Source organism: Dactylosporangium maewongense, from assembly GCF_039531485.1.
Lineage (GTDB): Bacteria > Actinomycetota > Actinomycetes > Mycobacteriales > Micromonosporaceae > Dactylosporangium > Dactylosporangium maewongense.
Genome location: NZ_BAAAQD010000014.1, coordinates 286,168 through 302,000 on the forward strand (window position 1 = coordinate 286,168; position 15,833 = coordinate 302,000).

15 protein-coding genes are annotated in these 15,833 nt (G+C 72.5%); 10 read left to right on the top strand and 5 right to left on the bottom strand.

Annotation, left to right across the window (positions count from 1 at the left end):
• Nucleotides 1-42 precede the first annotated feature (42 nt).
• The 6 genes from ABD332_RS33155 to ABD332_RS33180 all read left to right on the top strand — a co-directional run bounded on the left by ABD332_RS33155 (nucleotide 43) and on the right by ABD332_RS33180 (nucleotide 5,023).
• On the top strand, nucleotides 43-501 hold the full coding sequence (locus ABD332_RS33155) for an SRPBCC family protein (RefSeq protein WP_344506277.1): 459 nt from the start codon (nucleotides 43-45) through the stop codon (nucleotides 499-501).
• Nucleotides 498-905, top strand: a complete 408-nt coding sequence (locus ABD332_RS60170; protein WP_425552327.1) for a hypothetical protein — start codon at nucleotides 498-500, stop codon at nucleotides 903-905. Before ABD332_RS33155 ends, ABD332_RS60170 begins: the two co-directional genes overlap by 4 nt.
• A gap of 26 nt (nucleotides 906-931) precedes the next feature.
• Complete coding sequence (locus tag ABD332_RS33165; protein WP_344506278.1) at nucleotides 932-1,876, top strand: ROK family glucokinase; 945 nt, start codon at nucleotides 932-934, stop codon at nucleotides 1,874-1,876.
• Nucleotides 1,873-2,547, top strand: coding sequence for an endonuclease/exonuclease/phosphatase family protein (locus ABD332_RS33170; RefSeq protein ID WP_344506279.1), 675 nt, complete (start codon nucleotides 1,873-1,875; stop codon nucleotides 2,545-2,547). Before ABD332_RS33165 ends, ABD332_RS33170 begins: the two co-directional genes overlap by 4 nt.
• Nucleotides 2,548-2,768: 221 nt before the next feature.
• A complete protein-coding gene (locus ABD332_RS33175) occupies nucleotides 2,769-4,172 on the top strand; it encodes a flavin-containing monooxygenase (RefSeq protein ID WP_344506280.1) in 1,404 nt (467 codons plus the stop codon).
• 32 nt (nucleotides 4,173-4,204) lie between these two features.
• Nucleotides 4,205-5,023 carry an alpha/beta hydrolase gene (locus ABD332_RS33180; protein ID WP_344506346.1) on the top strand — a complete coding sequence of 273 codons (819 nt, stop codon included), beginning with the start codon at nucleotides 4,205-4,207 and terminating at the stop codon, nucleotides 5,021-5,023.
• A 680-nt stretch (nucleotides 5,024-5,703) separates the two neighbouring features.
• On the opposite strand, the gene ABD332_RS33185 is transcribed toward ABD332_RS33180, so the two are convergent.
• Nucleotides 5,704-6,564: a DUF308 domain-containing protein gene (locus tag ABD332_RS33185; protein ID WP_344506281.1), complete on the bottom strand. Its 861-nt coding sequence runs from the start codon at nucleotides 6,562-6,564 to the stop codon at nucleotides 5,704-5,706.
• Nucleotides 6,565-6,743: 179 nt separating this feature from the next.
• Between ABD332_RS33185 and ABD332_RS33190 the strand changes: the two genes are divergently transcribed.
• Nucleotides 6,744-7,445 (top strand): lysophospholipid acyltransferase family protein, encoded by a 702-nt coding sequence (locus ABD332_RS33190; RefSeq protein ID WP_344506282.1) that lies wholly within the window; start codon nucleotides 6,744-6,746, stop codon nucleotides 7,443-7,445.
• A gap of 25 nt (nucleotides 7,446-7,470) precedes the next feature.
• Here ABD332_RS33190 and ABD332_RS33195 read toward each other — a convergent pair whose 3' ends face one another.
• Together ABD332_RS33195 and ABD332_RS33200 are read right to left on the bottom strand one after the other, a co-directional pair.
• Nucleotides 7,471-11,127: an AAA family ATPase gene (locus tag ABD332_RS33195; RefSeq protein WP_344506283.1), complete on the bottom strand. Its 3,657-nt coding sequence runs from the start codon at nucleotides 11,125-11,127 to the stop codon at nucleotides 7,471-7,473.
• 67 nt (nucleotides 11,128-11,194) lie between these two features.
• Nucleotides 11,195-11,887, bottom strand: a complete 693-nt coding sequence (locus ABD332_RS33200; protein ID WP_344506284.1) for a Crp/Fnr family transcriptional regulator — start codon at nucleotides 11,885-11,887, stop codon at nucleotides 11,195-11,197.
• Nucleotides 11,888-12,350: 463 nt separating this feature from the next.
• Here ABD332_RS33200 and ABD332_RS33205 point away from each other — a divergent pair, with 463 nt between their 5' ends.
• Nucleotides 12,351-13,085, top strand: a complete 735-nt coding sequence (locus ABD332_RS33205; RefSeq protein WP_344506285.1) for a phosphotransferase enzyme family protein — start codon at nucleotides 12,351-12,353, stop codon at nucleotides 13,083-13,085.
• A 63-nt stretch (nucleotides 13,086-13,148) separates the two neighbouring features.
• Nucleotides 13,149-13,646 (top strand): polyadenylate-specific 3'-exoribonuclease AS, encoded by a 498-nt coding sequence (locus tag ABD332_RS33210; protein WP_344506286.1) that lies wholly within the window; start codon nucleotides 13,149-13,151, stop codon nucleotides 13,644-13,646.
• Here the strand turns inward: ABD332_RS33210 and ABD332_RS33215 are convergent.
• Both ABD332_RS33215 and ABD332_RS33220 read right to left on the bottom strand, forming a co-directional pair.
• A complete protein-coding gene (locus ABD332_RS33215; protein ID WP_344506287.1) occupies nucleotides 13,630-14,109 on the bottom strand; it encodes an ABA4-like family protein in 480 nt (159 codons plus the stop codon). The two genes, ABD332_RS33210 and ABD332_RS33215, sit on opposite strands and share 17 nt — an antisense overlap.
• Nucleotides 14,109-15,074 carry a hypothetical protein gene (locus ABD332_RS33220; protein WP_344506288.1) on the bottom strand — a complete coding sequence of 322 codons (966 nt, stop codon included), beginning with the start codon at nucleotides 15,072-15,074 and terminating at the stop codon, nucleotides 14,109-14,111. The genes ABD332_RS33215 and ABD332_RS33220 overlap by 1 nt, the downstream gene beginning before the upstream one ends.
• 96 nt (nucleotides 15,075-15,170) lie before the next feature.
• On the opposite strand from ABD332_RS33220, the gene ABD332_RS33225 reads away from it, so the two are divergent.
• The gene (locus tag ABD332_RS33225) at nucleotides 15,171-15,821 is read left to right on the top strand and encodes a MerR family transcriptional regulator (RefSeq protein ID WP_344506289.1); all 651 of its coding nucleotides are present in this window, start codon (nucleotides 15,171-15,173) and stop codon (nucleotides 15,819-15,821) included.
• Nucleotides 15,822-15,833 lie beyond the last annotated feature (12 nt).

A 15,833-nucleotide genomic window follows, 5' to 3' on the forward strand; every position in this document is an offset into this window, starting at 1 on the left:
CCGACGGATCGTCAGGCGCACCGCAGAGGTAGCCTGCCACGCATGGCCGACACTTCGACGCAGTCGATCGTCATTGACGCGCCCCCGGAGCGCATCGCCGAGGTCATCGCCGACTTCGCCCGATACCCCGAGTGGGTCGCCGCGGTGAAATCGGTCGAGGTGGTCGAGGAGTACGAGGACGGCTACGCCAGTCAGGTGCGCTTCGCGCTGGACTCCGGCCCGGTGTCGGACGAGTACACGCTGCAGTACGAGTATGCCGAGGACCTGACCCGGATCGAGTGGAGCCTGGTCGCGCCGTCGAAGATGCAGAAGCAGCAGGACGGCTCCTACGACATCACCGCCAACGGCGACGGCACCTCCACGGTCACGTACTCCCTCGCCGTGGAGCTCGCGATCGGCATGCTCGGCATGTTCAAGCGCAAGGCCGAGAAGATGATCATGGACACCGCGCTCAAGGAGCTCAAGCGCCGGGTCGAGGGCCTGTCCGGGGGTGCGGCATGAGCCGGGATGCGCGCGAGGAGGCTGAACGCCTCGTCGCGACCGCACTCGCCGCCCTGTCGGTCGCCGCGAACAGCACCGCCGGCTTCGCCACCGGCTCCGCCGAGTGCTGCGTCTGCCCGGTCTGCAAGGCCATCGCCGCCGCCCGCGACCCCGACCCCGAGTTCGCCGAGCGCCTCGCCACCGGCGTCGGCGACCTGGCCGTCGGCCTGGCGGGCGTCCTGCGAGCCTTCGGCGGCGACAGCGCGACCGGAGCGCGTCGCGACAGCTCGCCAGGATCCACCGGTACACCGGAAACCCCCGAAACACCCGAAGACGTGTGGCAGCACGCCACGACGGAGACACCGAAGTCGCCGAAACCGATGGCCAAGAAGGCCGTCAAACCCAAGATTGATCCCGAGGCATAGCGCCTGTGCGAGAGGAGACAGACGCGGTGGGATTGACCATCGGAGTCGACATCGGCGGAACCAAGGTCCTCGGCGGAGTCGTCGACTCGGCGGGTGACGTCCTCGCGCAGACCCGGCGCGACACGCCGGCGCAGGACTCGTCGCAGACGGCCGACCGGATCATCGAGGTGATCCAGGAGCTGGCCGCCGCGCACCCCGTCGACGCCGTCGGCATCGGCGCGGCGGGCTGGATCGACGCGACCCGCTCGACCGTCCAGTTCGCCCCCAACCTCGCCTGGCGCAACGAGCCGCTGCGCGAGAAGATCACCGCCGCGGTCGGCCTGCCCGTCGTCGTGGAGAACGACGGCAACGCCGCCACCTGGGCGGAGTTCCAGTTCGGCGCCGGCCACGACGCCGACAGCTCGATGGTCCTCTTCACCGTCGGCACCGGCATCGGCGGCGGCATCGTCATCAACGGCGGCCTCATCCGAGGCACCAACGGCATCGCCGCCGAGCTCGGCCACATGACGATGGTCCCCGGCGGCCACCCCTGCGGCTGCGGGCGCAACGGCTGCCTCGAGCAGTACGCCAGCGGCAACGCCCTCGTCCGCTTCGCCAAGGCCGACGCCCGCGCCCACCCCGAGCTCGCCGAGCAGCTCCTCGCCCTCGCCGGCGGTGACCCCGACGCCATCCGGGGCCACTTCGTGACGCAGGCCGCCCGCCTCGGCGACACCGTCGCGACCGGCGCCTTCGAGCAGATCGGCCGCTGGCTCGGCGTCGCCCTCGCCGACATCGTGCAGATCCTCGACCCGCAGGTCATCGTCGTCGGCGGCGGTGTCATCGACGCCGGCGACCTGCTCATGAAGCCCGCCCGGGCCAGCTACGAGGAGCAGCTCGCCCAGCGCGGCCGGCTTCCCGTCGCCGAGGTCCGCCCCGCCCTCATGGGCAACCTCGCGGGAGTGGTCGGAGCCGCCGACCTGGCGCGCGTATGAGCAAACTCAGGGTCCTCTCCTACAACCTGCACAGCCTGCGGGACGACCGCCGGGCCCTCTCGCAGGTCGTACGGGAGATCGCGCCCGACGTGGCGATCCTGCAGGAGGCGCCCCGCCGCTTCCGGTGGCGGCAGAAGTCGGCGGCCCTCGCCCGCGACTTCGAGCTCGTCATCGGCGGCGGCGGCCTACCGTCCCTGGGCAACCTCGTCCTGCTCAACCTGCGCGTCCGCCCGATCGATGCCTTCGACATCCGCTACCCGCTGACCCCCGGCCGGCACATGCGCGGCGCCGCGTTCGTCCGCTGCCGCGTCGGGCGGTCGGCGTTCGCGGTCGCCGGCTCCCACCTGTCCACCGACGCCACCGAACGCCCCGGCCAGGCCACGCTGCTCAAACAGCACCTGTCCGAGCTGGCCGAGCCGGTCGTCTTCGCCGCCGACCTCAACGAGAACTCCGGCGGCGCCGCCTGGCGCACCCTCGCCGACGGCCTCGTCGACAGCGCCGGCACCGACGCCCGCCACACGTACCCGTGCTCGGCCCCACGCGAACGCCTCGACGTCGTCTTCGTCGACCCCCGCATCACCGTCCTGTCCTACGAGGTCGTCGACACCCCCGCCGCCCGCCAGGCCAGCGACCACTTCCCGGTCGTCGTCGAGCTCGACCTGCCCGAGTAGCCCGCCCTCCCGGCTCGCCGGGCCCTTCCCGTGATCCGGAAGACTTTGTGCACCCAGGGCTGCCCGAACTCTTCCGGATCATGGGTGCCGGGTTCGGGGGCGTGACGTGCGGGACTGGACAAACCAGCGCCGAGCGGACGAGGATCTGCCCGCGACAAGGCGTGCGCGGCGACCGGGGCGCACGGTGCAGTGGGACGCGGTGCAGTGGGGAGACGACGCGGGTGACGAGCTTCGACGAACTGGCCGGCGGCGCGACCCACTGGCGCGACGGCGAGCCCGTCTACGACCGCGGCGACACCGTCTGCGTCATCGGCGCCGGCGGGACCGGCCTCACCGCGATCAAGAACCTCCGCGAGGCGGGCTTCGGCGTCGACTGCTACGAGCGCGAGACCGGCGTCGGCGGCGGGTGGAACTGGCGGCACGACCGCAGCCCCGTGTACTCCAGCACGCACCTGATCTCGTCGAAGCCGTTCACGCAGTTCCCCGACTTCCCGATGCCCGACGACTGGCCCGACTACCCGCACCACTCGCAGCTGCTCGCCTACTTCGAGCGGTACGCCGACCACTTCTCGCTGCGGGAGCACATCTGGTTCGGCACCGAGGTCGCCCGGGTCGAACCCGCCGACGACCCGGCCGGCGGCCCGCCGCGGTGGGACGTCACCGTGCGCGGCTCGCGGGGCGGGGCGCCGCGCACCATGCGCTACGCCGCCGTCGTGGTCGCCAACGGGCACAACTGGTCGCCGAAGATGCCCGAGTACGAGGGGCTCGAGGACTTCCGCGGCAAGGTCATCCACGCCAGTCAGTACAAGGACGCCTCCCAACTGCGCGGGCGCAAGGTGCTGGTCGTCGGCGCCGGCAACACCGGGTGCGACATCGCGGTCGAGGCGGCCCAGCAGGCGGCGAAGTGCTGGCACTCGACCCGCCGCGGCTACTGGTACGCGCCGAAGTACGCCCTCGGCAAACCCGCCGACCAGGTCAACGACCGGATCCTCGCGATGCGGCTGCCGTTCCGGCTGCGCCAGTGGCTGCTGCAACGCACGATCAACATGACCGTCGGCGACCTGACCCGCTTCGGCCTGCCGAAACCCGACCACGGCCTGCTCGAGATGCACCCGCTCGTCAACAGCCAGCTGCCGTACTACCTCGGACACGGCGGGATCACGCCGCTGCCCGACGTCAAGCGCTTCGACCGCACGGACGTCGTCCTCACCGACGGCCGCACGATCGACCCCGACCTGGTGGTCTTCGCCACGGGGTACCGGCCGAGCTTCGACTTCCTCGCCCCGGAGCTGCTCTCGACGGACTCTGCCGGCCGCCCGCGACTGGCGCTGCAGATGCTGTCGCGCACCCACCCGACCCTTGCCGTCGCCGGCCTGTTGCAGCCCGACTCGGGGGTGTTCACGCTGGCGCACTGGCAGGCGGTGTTCATCGCCCAGTGGCTGCGCGTCCTCGACGCGTCGCCGACCCGCGCGCAGGCCCTGTGGGCGAAGCTGCGCCAGGAAGGCGACCGGCGTTTCACCGCCGGCAAGGTCACCGACTCGACCCGGCACTGGTTCGAGGTGAGCCACTTCGTGTACCTGCAGGAGCTGGAGAAGTCCCTGCACGAGCTGGAGGCGGTCCGTTGACCACCCGTGCCCCGTCCGCCACGACCCGCGTCATGCGCTCCGACGAGTGGTCGTCGCCGCCGAAGCCGGTGCGGCGCGAGGTGCTCACCGAGCAGCCCACCTCGTCTTCGGCTATTGCTTCGTCTTCGTCTTCGGCTTCTGATGACCGCCCGCCGGTGCTGTTCGTCCCCGGGTACGGCCACGGCGCCTGGGCCTTCGCCCAGCACTGGCTGGAGCACACCGCCGGCCGGGGCTTCCCCGCCGCCGCGATGAGCCTGCGCGGCCACGGCGGCAGCGGCCCCGACCCCGACGCCCGCCTGCGCGACTACGTCCACGACGTCACCCAGGTCGCCGCGGGCCTGCCGAAGCAGGCGATCCTCGTCGGCCACGGCACCGGCGCCCTCGTCGTGGCGATGGCGCTCGCCCGGTACCCGGCCCGCGCCGGCGTCCTCGTCGCCCCCGTCTTCGGCGGCCTGGCCACCGCGCTCGGCCTGCTGCGCCGCAACCCCGCCGGCACGCTCCCGGGCCTCTTCGGCGGCCACGTCAGCCTGCGCTCCACGCAGCTGTTCAGCCGCTCGCTGCCGGCCTCGGCGGCCCAGTCGTTCGCCGCCCGCCTCCAGCGGGTCCCCGCCGGCGCGCAGCGTCAGCTCATCCGCCGCCAGGAGCCCGAACCCCCGGTCGGCACCCCGCCGGTCCTCGTCGCCGGCAGCCCCGACGACCGCGTGGTCTCCGCGTCGGCGCTGGAGTGGGTCGCCCGCAGGTACGGCGGCTCCCCGCTCCTCTTCCCAGGCATGGGCCACGACCTGATGCTCGACGCCCGCTGGCAGGAACCCATCGACGCCATCCTCGACTGGCTGGAGAAGCCCGCCTGACCGCCCCCACGCTTCACGCTTAACGCTGTATCGGCGTGCGCGCGGAGCGTGACTTTCGCAAGGTCGATTAGATCGATTGATGTACGGTGTGGAAGTAGGCCCGTCACCGGCACCGAGCCCGTCCTCGCCGCGACGTGCCGCGCTCTGCGACGTGCAGCTCCCGAGGCCCGCCGCACTCCCGGCCAACGAAGCGCCATCACGCGCCGCGCCCGCACGACACGCCGGCGCGGCAGGCCACCGGGCGGCGACAGCAGGGCCAGCCGCAGCGCGCCGTAGCGCGCTGTTGCCGGGTGGGTTGGTGGCGGGTGCCGTCGTGCCGGGGCGGGTAGAACGCGGGGCGCCGTCGTCCGGGGCGCCGTCGTCGGGGTGCAGGCGTCGGGGTCGTCGTCGGGGTGCGGGCGAGGGTCTGGTGTGGCGTGCCGAAGGTGGGCCGGATGCGGGGGCTGTGGTGGAGGTCTTCGTCGCAGCAGGCCGGTGGCGGTGCGTGCGTTCAGGGCCGGCGCCGACCCCCGCCACGGCACCGGCCTGTGCGGCATCACCGCGGTTGCCGGGACGCGGGCGAAGGGCAGGCGCGGCGTGCCGTTGTCGGCGGTGGAGCGGACGCGTACCCGTGGTCGGGGCCGTCGTCCTCGTCGTCGGCGGGGTGGGTCAGACGCGGGGGCGCCGTGGTTGGGGGTGGGTCAGACGCGGGCGCCGTTGTCGGGGTCGTCGTCCTCTTCGTCGCCGGGGCGTAGGCGCAGGATCAGGGTGACGAAGCCGCTCAGCAGCAGGGCGAAGCCCAGGAACAGGGTGGACTGGGGGCCGAAGACCGGCAGGAGGTCGGGCCAGATCAGCAGGACCAGGCCGCCGATCAGGGCCAGGACCGCCAGGACGGTCGACGGGGCGATCCGTGGCAGCGGGGGAGGGGGAGGCGGGGTGTAGCCGGCGTCGTCGTCCTCGTCGTCGGGCAGGTCGGCGCCGAAGGAGTCGAGGCTGTCCAGCAGGGAGCGGTCGACGGCCTCGGAGGCGCGGCGCAGCGGGGTGCGGGGGGCCGGCTCGGTGTCCATGTCGGCGGCGGCGGAGCCCGATGAGTCGAGGTCCTCGGCGGCGGGCCAGGGGGCGCTGGTCGGATCGACGGTGGTGTGGAAGCCGGCGATGATGCTGGCGAACGTCTCGTCGTCCGACTTGCGGCTCGTCTTGGCCTCCTGGGATGACTGGGATGACGGGGATGACTGGGGTGAGGGCGCTGTGGCGGGCTGGGGGGCCTCGGCGGGTGGGGTGTGCTGCTCGGGCACGGCGGTAAGCTGGGTGAAATAGTCGCGCGCCGTGGCGAGGTGGTCACGATCAGCGTAGAGCCGGTCGGTGGGTCTGGCGGGCAGGGTCGTGGTGCGCGTCACCGGGTGCAGGTCGGTGGCGGGCTGCAGATAGGCGGCGATGCCACCGGCCGCCAGCACGTCCAGCAGATGCTCGCCGACCCGCGGGTCGACGTCTCCGACCACCGCGTATTCCTGCGCTACCAGGCCGTTGTCGCGCCGGCCGCGCCGCGCCCCACCCCCTGGCACCGCCTGCCCCTCCCCGCGGCCGACACCGCGACGACCGGGTCCGCCGCGAAAAAACCGCTGACCGAAATCCTGACACGTGCACGGGCGGTTCCGGGAGTGCGTTGTGGTGTGCCGAACTGGTTCGTAGGCTCTTTGCGACGGTCATCACCGATTGTTGGCAGATCTTGGAAGGTTGAGCGGTGCTCTACTGGTTCCTCAAGTACATCGTCCTCGGGCCTGTGCTGAAGCTCATCTTCCGCCCCAGGGTGGAGGGGCTGGAGCACGTCCCTGCCGAGGGGCCCGTGATCATCGCCAGCAACCACCTGTCGTTCGCGGACTCGATCTTCATGCCGCTGAGCGTCAAACGGCGGGTCACGTTTCCGGCCAAAGCCGAGTATTTCACCGGCAAGGGCATCAAGGGCCGCCTGATCAAGCTGTTCTTCGCCGGCACGGGGCAGGTGCCGATCGACCGTTCCGGCGGGAAGGCGGCCCGGGCCGCGCTGGAGGTCGGCCTCAAGATCCTGCGGGAGGGCGGCGTCTTCGGCATCTACCCGGAGGGCACCCGCTCGCCGGACGGCCGGCTCTACCGGGGCAAGACCGGGGTGGCCCGGCTGGCGCTGGAGTCCGGTGCCGTGGTCGTGCCGGTGGCGATGATGAACATGGACAAGGTTCAGCCGATCGGGCAGATCCTGCCGAACCTGAAGCGCGTGCACATCCGCTTCGGGCCGGCGCTGGACTTCTCCCGGTACGCGGGGATGGCCGGCGACCGGTTCATCGAGCGCGCCGTCACCGACGAGATCATGTACGAGCTGATGACCCTCTCCGGCCGCGAGTACATCGACATGTACGCGCAGAAGGTGAAGAGCACCCCGGAGCCGCAGAAGCAGCCCGTGGCGGCGTAGGCCACACAGCGACGTACAAAGCCGCCTACAACGGCGTAGGCGGCAGCTCGGCGAGCGTCAGCAGCATCGGCGCGCCGGCCTGGGTGGCGAAGGCGACCAGCTCGCTGCGCCACGGCTCGAGGCGCTCGGCGGCGGCCGGCCCGAGCCGCCCGAGCGCCTGCACGGCCCAGGTGAGCGACAGCATGCGGGCGGAGGCGTTGGGGATCTCGCCGTACAGCTCCGCGGCGGCGAGGTGCATGTCGGCGGCCCGGGCGAAGTCCCCGTCGACGAACGCGATCGCCCCGGTGATCGTCCGCAGCGCCGCCTCGACCCACGGCGTGCGGTGCGGCACGTCGGCGAGCATGTCGCGGATCGCCATCATCGCGACCCGGCCGGCGAGGACAGCGGCGTGGGCGGTCGCGTCGATCCACTCGCCGCTGGCGATCGCCCGCACCTCCCGCCAGGTCTTGGCGAGCTCGACGATCAGCGCCTCGGCGTCCCGCGAGTGGCCCTGCAGCGCCCGGCAGAGGGCGCCGTGGCCGAGGACGGTCCACTGCAGGCGGTAGAAGCCGCTGCGCCGGCCGGCGGCGACGAGGCCCTCGATCTCGTCGGCGTTGATGAACGGCTCGCCGCGCAGGATCTTCATCCACGCGTGCGCGCCGCGGACCTGCAGGTCCCATTCGGAGGCGGGGGCGCGTTCGGCGACGCCGATGAGGGTGGCCCAGTCGCCGGTGAAGTACGCGACCTGCGCGACGTTGGAGTAGCCGGTGGCTAGGGTGTGGCTGCCGGGCACGGTGTTGCGGGTGCTCTCGTACATCGCCGCGGACGCGGTCCAGTCGCCGTCCTCCAGCAGCGCCCACGCGACGTTGCGCATCGCCCGGTGCTCCGACAGCAGCCGCCGCTCCCGGCACACCTCGAGCGCGGCCTGCAGCTCGACCAGGCCGGACCGGTCGCCGGCCTGGAAGAGCGCGGTGCCGATGGTGATCCGGGCGCTGGTCGCGACCTCGATGAGGCCGAGCCGGTCGGCGATCTCCGCGGCGGCGCTGGCCGCGGCGACGGCGGGCTCGACCTCGAAGTTGGACATGTGCAGGCGGCCGAGCTCGGCGTACGCGTCGGCCTTCTCCGGCGCGTCCGGCAGCTCGTCGAACAGCTCCACGGCCCGGTCCAGGCACGACAGGGCGTCGAGCCGGTCGGCGCGTAGCCACGCGGCCTGCCCGCGGATCGTCCAGGCCCGGGCGGCGCTGGCCTGCTCACCGGCCGCGTAGAGCCGCTCGGCGAGGCTCGCCAGCTGGTCCGTGCCCGCCATGGCCACGTCGGCGCTTCCCGTTTCGCCGGATCCGCCGGTACGGGCCGCGCCCGCCGGGCCGGAGCCGGCGGTGCCGAGGAAGGACTCCGGATCGGCGTAGAAGGCGATCTCCGTGGCCAGGAGCTCGATCCGCAGCCGCTCGCCCTGGTCGGTGCTGTCGTCGCAGAGGGCGAGGGCCTTGCCGGTGTGGGCGGCGGCGGCGTCGAGGGCGTGCAGCGCGTACGCGCGGCGGGCCGCCCGGTGCAGCGCGTCCCGTGCCGGCACGCTGTACCGGGGCGCGTCGAGGCCGAGCGAACCGGCGATCTCGTAGGCGGTGTACCGGTGGTTGGCGACGACCTCGGCGAGGTCGGTGTCGCGGTCGGCGGCGACGCTGTCGAGCCAGGCGGCGGTCAGCTCGTGCCGGGCGACCCGCTCGGTGCGGGGGAGCCGCTGGTAGCAGACGTCGCGGACGAGGACGTGGCCGAAGCGGTACTCCGTCTGCCCCTCCATCGTCGAGGCGGCCTGCTCGTGGATGAGGTCGCGCTGCTCGAGGCGGCGCAGGGAGCGTTCGATGCCGTCGGCGGGGCGGCTCATCGCGGCGGCGACCGCGCCGGGCCAGAAGTTCATGCCGACGACCGCGGCGGCCTGCAGCACCGCCCGGTCGGCGGCCTCGAGGAGGTCGACCCGGTTGGCGATGACCGCGTGGACGCTGTCGGGCATCGGCAGCACCCGGCTGAGGGTGTCGGAGGTGCGGACGTTGCCCTGCTCGGCGAGCATGCGGGTGTACTCGAGCGCGTACAGCGGGTTGCCGTCGGCGAGCTCGACGAGCGAGTTGAGCGAGTGGCCGGGGAACGCGGCCTGCCCGAGCAGGTGCGCGTACATGGTGGCGATCTCGGCGTCGCGCAGCGGTGGCAGCGTGATGGTGACCGAGCCGGCGATGGCACCGGCCCAGCTGGCGTTGCGCTCCAGGAACTCCGGCCGGGCCGTCGACAGCAGGAGCAGGGGCACGTCCCGTACCGACGCGCCCAGACGCTCCACGAACCGCACCATCGACTCGTCGGCCCAGTGCAGGTCCTCGAACACCAGGACCGTCGGCCGGTGCGCGGCCAGCGCGACCACGAAACGCCGCCAGGCGGACTCGGTCTCGTCGGGGGCGAGCTTCGGCCCGGGCAGGCCGACGAGCGGGCTGAGCGCGTCGGCGAGCCGCTCGGCCTCCGACGGGGTGACGATCACGCTGAGCGCCGTGTCGAGCCGCTCGCGGGCGGTCTCGGCGCTGTCGGTGTCGAGGATGCCGGCCTGCGCCTTGACGATGTCGGCGAGCGCGGCGTAGGTCACGTTCTCCCCGAACGGGGGGCAGCGGCCGGTGCGCCACGCGACGGGCGCGTCGAAGAGCCGCTCCGCGTGCAGGAACAGCTCGTGCACGAGCCGGCTCTTGCCGATCCCGGCGTGCCCGATGACGGTGACCAGCTGCGGGGTGCGCTCGCGCAGGCCCCGGTGCAGGGCGTTGACCAGCAGACTGAGCTCGTGGGTGCGGTTGACCAGGGGCGTGGAGCCGGCCTCCCGGTCGGGGTGGTTGCGCCGCAGCGGCGCGAGGGCCAGCCACACCTCGGTCGGGGTGGAGCGGCCACGCAGCGTGGCGGGAGGCTGCGCCTCGTAGCGGATCGAGGACTTGGTCAGCGCATACGTGCTGCCGCAGACGAGGACCCCGCCGGGCGGGGCGAGGGACTGCAGCCGGGAGGCGGTGTTGACGACGTCGCCGGCGACGATCGCCTGGCCACCGTCGCGGGCCGCGGCCACGTCGACGAGGGCCTCGCCGGTCGCGACCCCGACGCGGAAGCGCAGCGCCCGCTCGCCGTCGCCGGTGCTGGCATACCGCGCGAGCACCCGCTGCAGCTCCAGGCCGGCGCGCACGCAGCGCACGGCGTCGGTCTCGGTGGCCACGGGCGCGCCGAAGAGCGCCATGACGGCGTCGCCGATGTACTTCTCGACGACCCCGCCGTACTGACCGATGACCTCGCGGGCGGTGGAGAAGAAGCCCTTCTGCAGCTCGCGGACCAGCTCGGGGTCGGCGCGCTCGACATAGGGCGTGAAGTCGATCAGGTCGACGAACAGGACGCTGATCCGCCGGCGGTCCTCGCTGCGGGTGGCGGGGATCGGCACCGTGGCCCGGCCGATGTGGCCACCGCCACGGTCGGCGCGGCTCGCCGTGCCGCCGCCAGCGCCGGTGGCGGCGCGTGGGGTGCCGCAGCCGGTGCAGAACGACGCGTCCGGGCTCAGCGATCGGCCGCATGTCGCGCAGGCAGGACTCAGCTCGGCGCCGCATCCACCGCAGAACCGGTCACCATCGCCTGACTGGCGGCCGCAGCGTGCGCACTGACTGGAAATCGCCGACACTCCCTGATTTGGATCCCCGCACATCCTCACACGCCGGGGACCCGATCGACCACCGCGTTGCGGCACGCAACGCGGTGGTGCGACAGGCAGGTCAGCGGTCGGTCATCCCGGCGCGGCGGCGCAGGGCGCTGAGGTCGGTCACGACGATCCGCCGGCCCTCGGTGCGCAGCCAGCCGCGGCTGGCGAACGACCCGATGGCCTGGTTGACGCTCTGCCGCGAGCCACCGGCCATCTCCGCAAGCTGGCTCTGGTTGAGCTCGATGGTCACCATCGGCGCGTTGGTCTCGCCGGCGAGCCGGACGAGGGTCTTGGCGACGCGCCCGGGCAGGTCGAGGAAGACGTGGTCGGCGTTCTGCTCGGTGAGGCGCCGGATGAGCGCGCCGAGCGAGCGCATGACCGCGTCCAGGATTCGCGGGTTGGCGTGGACGAGCTCGATGAACGCGTGCCGGGACAGCGCCAGGGCCTGGCAGTCCTCGATCGCCTCCGCGGACGCGGACCGGGCCGCGCCGTCCAGCAGCGACACCTCGCCGAGCGTGTCGGGCGGGCGGACGACCGACAGGACCGCGCGCTCGCCGGTCGGCGCGGTCCGGAACACCATCACGGCACCGCGCTTGAGCACGATGAGTGACTCGCCCGGATCGTTTTCGACGAACAGCAGCTGGCCCTTGCGGTATGTCCGTGGCACCGCCGCCTGGATGACCCGCTGACGCACATCGGGATCCAAGCCGCTGAACATATCCACGCCGGTCAGTGCGTCGCCGGGATCTGGCAGCCGACCCTCCACGGTCAAACCCCTCCCGGTGCAAACGTTGATCGGTCCCATGATCACCGTAGGTGATCACGAGCACAGTACGGAACTTCTACCAGATCATGACGCGCGTGTCGGAGTCTGTACATCCCCCGCATCGGCTCACCGACAGCCCGCGCATGAGCCCGCAGGCAGGCTAGTGCCAGCACGCGAACCGCTGGGGGGCGGGGTTGGTGTCAGATGCCCGGGGGGCCGGTGGTGCGAGCACCGCTTCCCGGGCATCTGCCTGTTCACCGGGCATGGACGCCGTTGTTGGCGCATAATGCGCAGCGTGGCCCCCGCTGCCGACCAGGTGCACACGACACTGCGCAGGAGTTGGCAGTGCGACCCCGGCCCGTGCATTCCTCTCGGTGAAGACGCCTGGCGGGTCGAGATCGACAACGGCCAATTCGAACCGGATCCGCGTGATGCGGCCCAGTTCGTGGTGAAATGGGCTCCGGTGGCCACGCGGCGTGGCTTCGAGGCCGGCCTGTGCGCCGCTGAGCACCTCGACGCGTCGGGCGTCGGCGCCGGGCGCCCGGTCCGGGCCGCCGACGGCGCGCTCACCACCGCGCTCCCCACGCGCGCGGGTGACGGCGTCATCGCCCTGATGTGCCTGGTCCCCGGCCGCCCGCTGCACGCCGACGACCCGCTTGACCAGTCGTGGTGGGGTGGCGCGCTCGGCGCCGCGCACCGCAGCCTGCGCCGGTTCGTGCACCCCGACCTGGCGAAGTTCCAGGTCGCGGCGGTGCCGGCGGCGGCGCCCCACCTGGCGATGGAGCCGTGGCTCGGCCCGGCCGTGATCGAGACCGCCGCCGTGGTGCGCCGCATCATGGTCACCGACCAGCTCACCTACGGGGTCCGGCACGGCGCGCCGGACGCCGCCCGCTTCCGCCTCGACTCCAGCACCGGGCGGGTCGGACTGGTCGGCTGGGCCGCCGCCGGCACCGGTCCGCTGCTGTACGACCTCGCCCACGCCGTCCTCTGCGCGGGCGGCACCGAGGCGGAGGCCCTGGTCGAGGCGTACGTCCGGGCGGGGCCGGTCCCGGCCGACGAGTGCGCCGCGGTCCTGCCCGCGATGCTCGCGCTGCGCACCGCCGCCCACGCCTCCGCCGTCGCCGAGAGGATCCACACCGGCGGCGGCACACCCCGCGACCACGCCGAGCTGACCAGGATGGCCGCGCTGCTGCTGTGAGCCGACCTTGCGGCCCTACCCTGCCGCCGCACCCCCGGGCGGCGACGGGGCAGGATGGGAGCGGTGTCGGCATATCGCTACTTCTACGACTGTGAGTTCATCGAGGACGGTCGCCTGATCGACCTGGTCTCCATCGGGGTGGTGGACGAGCACGGCCGCGAGTACTACGCGGTCTCCACGGAGTTCGACGGGTCGCGGGCCGTGCCGTGGGTGCGCCGCAACGTCCTGGACAAGCTGCCGTCGCCGGCCGACAAGGCGTGGCGCTCCCGCGAGCGGATCCGCGAGGAGCTGCTCGAGTTCCTCGTCGAGCCGCTGCGCGCCGGCGAGGCCGACGAGCTGGAGCTGTGGGCGTGGTACGCCGCCTACGACCACGTCGCCCTCGCCCAGCTGTGGGGGCCGATGCCGACGCTGCCCCGGGAGATCCCCCGCTTCACCAAGGACCTGCGCCAGCTGTGGGACGAGACGGGCCGGCCGCCCCTGCCGGCGGCGGAGGGACGGCACGACGCGCTCGTCGACGCCAAGCACAACCTCGCCAGGTGGCAGGTCATGCACCCCGCGTAAGCACGTCCTCGTCACGCCGGGCGGGTCCTGCGCCCGGCGTGACGGGCCGCCTCGTCAGCGGGAGCCGTAACGCGAGATACAGGGGCAGGCCGATCGGCGAGAGCAGGATCGTCAGCACCAGCAGCGGCGCCATGATCAGCGGGTGGACCCGCCGCTCCCGGCTGTCCAGGTAGATCCAGCGGCCGACGAGCAGGTCCCAGGCGAGGACCTGTGCCCACACGGCGGCGACCACGTCGTCGTCGGCGAACAGCGACCGCACGCGGGCCAGGTCGGGGTTGAGCATCTCCGCGGCGAACTCCGGCAGCACCGGCGCGATCGCGAACGCCCACACGACCAGCGCCGGCAGGGCGATGAACACCGACCCGGCGATCCGCTCCGACCAGCGCCACCCCGGCGCGAAGATCATCAGCACCCAGAACGGCGCGACGACCAGGAACGCGAGCTGGAACAGGGTGTCAGCCATCAGTGGACCTCGCTCAGCATCCGTGCCTCGGCGGCGGTGGGCTCCACGGTACGGGGGCCGCCAAGCGCCCACATCGTGCCCGCGACGGTGGCCAGAAGTACGACGCCCGCGGCGGCGAGGGTCAGCGCGTCGGGGTCCACGATCGACTGGCCGCGCAGCGCCTGCCAGACGATCAGGCCGGTGAGGGCGGCGTACGCGAGGCCGGCGACCGTCACGAGGCGGGCCCGGACCCGGTCGGGGCGCAGACGCGCGAAGCGCCGCGAGGCGAGCGCCAGCAGGAACCCGAGCAGCGGCAGCGCCTGCAGGGCGTGCATGCCGATGAAGTGCCCGGCGCGCAGGTCGCCGCCGGTGGTGCTCCAGCCGACCAGGGGCAGGCCGGGGCCGCCGTCGGCCACGCCGACGCTGTGCGCGCCGACGATCGTGGGCGACTCGCCCGCCGGCAGGTCGAGCTGCGCCTTGGTCGGCATGGTCATGAGGAAGCCGACCATCATGCCGGCGAGGCCGACGATCAGTCCGAAGCGGACCGCCAGGGCGTCCGCCCGGTCCGGCAGCCGCTGGATCAGCAGCAGGACCGCGAGGATCAGCGTGCACACCCAGGCGATCGCGATCGTGGCGCCCATGACGCTGTACAGCGTCGAATCGAACGGCGTCTGGTTGTTGAAGTGGCTCTGCCGGCCCCGCGCCGCCTGCCCGACGATGATCACGATCTCGGTGGTGAGGGCGGCGACGGACACGGTGCCCAGCCACCAGCCGAGCCGCTGCCGCCGGTCCAGCAGCGACAGCATCCAGGCGATGGTGACGGAGTAGACGGCGATGGAGACCGAGAACTTGAACGGCTTCAGCCAGAGCGGCGCGCCGACCAGCTCGCGGTCGTCGAGGAAGACGCCCGCGCCGGTCAGGACCGCGAGGACGGTCAGCGCCGCGGCGCTGACGACGAGGGGGCGGTGCAGCTGTGCGAGTCGCATCAGAAGCTCCCAGCAAATGGATAGTCGAACTATCGATAGCGTCGCTTTCCACTATTGGAGAGTTACACTATCCGTGTCAACCCTGAGAGGACCCTGATGCGCATCGCTGAGCTGAGCCAGAAGACCGGCGTGCCGGTGCCGACGATCAAGTACTACCTACGGGAGGGGCTGCTCCCGTCCGGCGAGCTGACCAGCCCCAACCAGGCCAGGTATGACGATCGACACGTTCAGCGGCTGCGGCTGGTGCGGGTCCTGCTCGACATCGGACGGTTGCCGATCGCCACCATCCGCGACCTGCTCACCGAGCTCGACCAGCCCGACCCCGACGTGCACGAGGTGCTCGGCCGGGCCCTGCCGGCCTCCGTCGGCACCCGTGAGACCAGTGATCCGGCGATGCTCGCCGCGGCGCACGAACGGGTGGGAACCTTGATCAAGGAGCGCGGCTGGCTGCTGTCGGACAACGCCCGCACCCGGCAGGCCGCGGCCGAGGTCGTCGCCGCGTTTCAGCAGGTCGGCGCCGATGTCGAGCACCTGCTGGAGCAGTACGCGGACCTCGCCGAGCGGATCGCCGTGCACGACCTGCGCTTCGTCGCCCGGGCGGAGGGCAACGAGGGCAAGCTGCACGCCGCCGTCGTCGGCTCGATCCTCGGGGATTCCCTGCTCGCCGCCCTGCGGCGGATGGCGCAGGAGCACGAGTCGGCCAAGATGTTCGGCATCCGAGATGAGAGCTGTGACGACAGCTGTTAGGACGGATGTGCC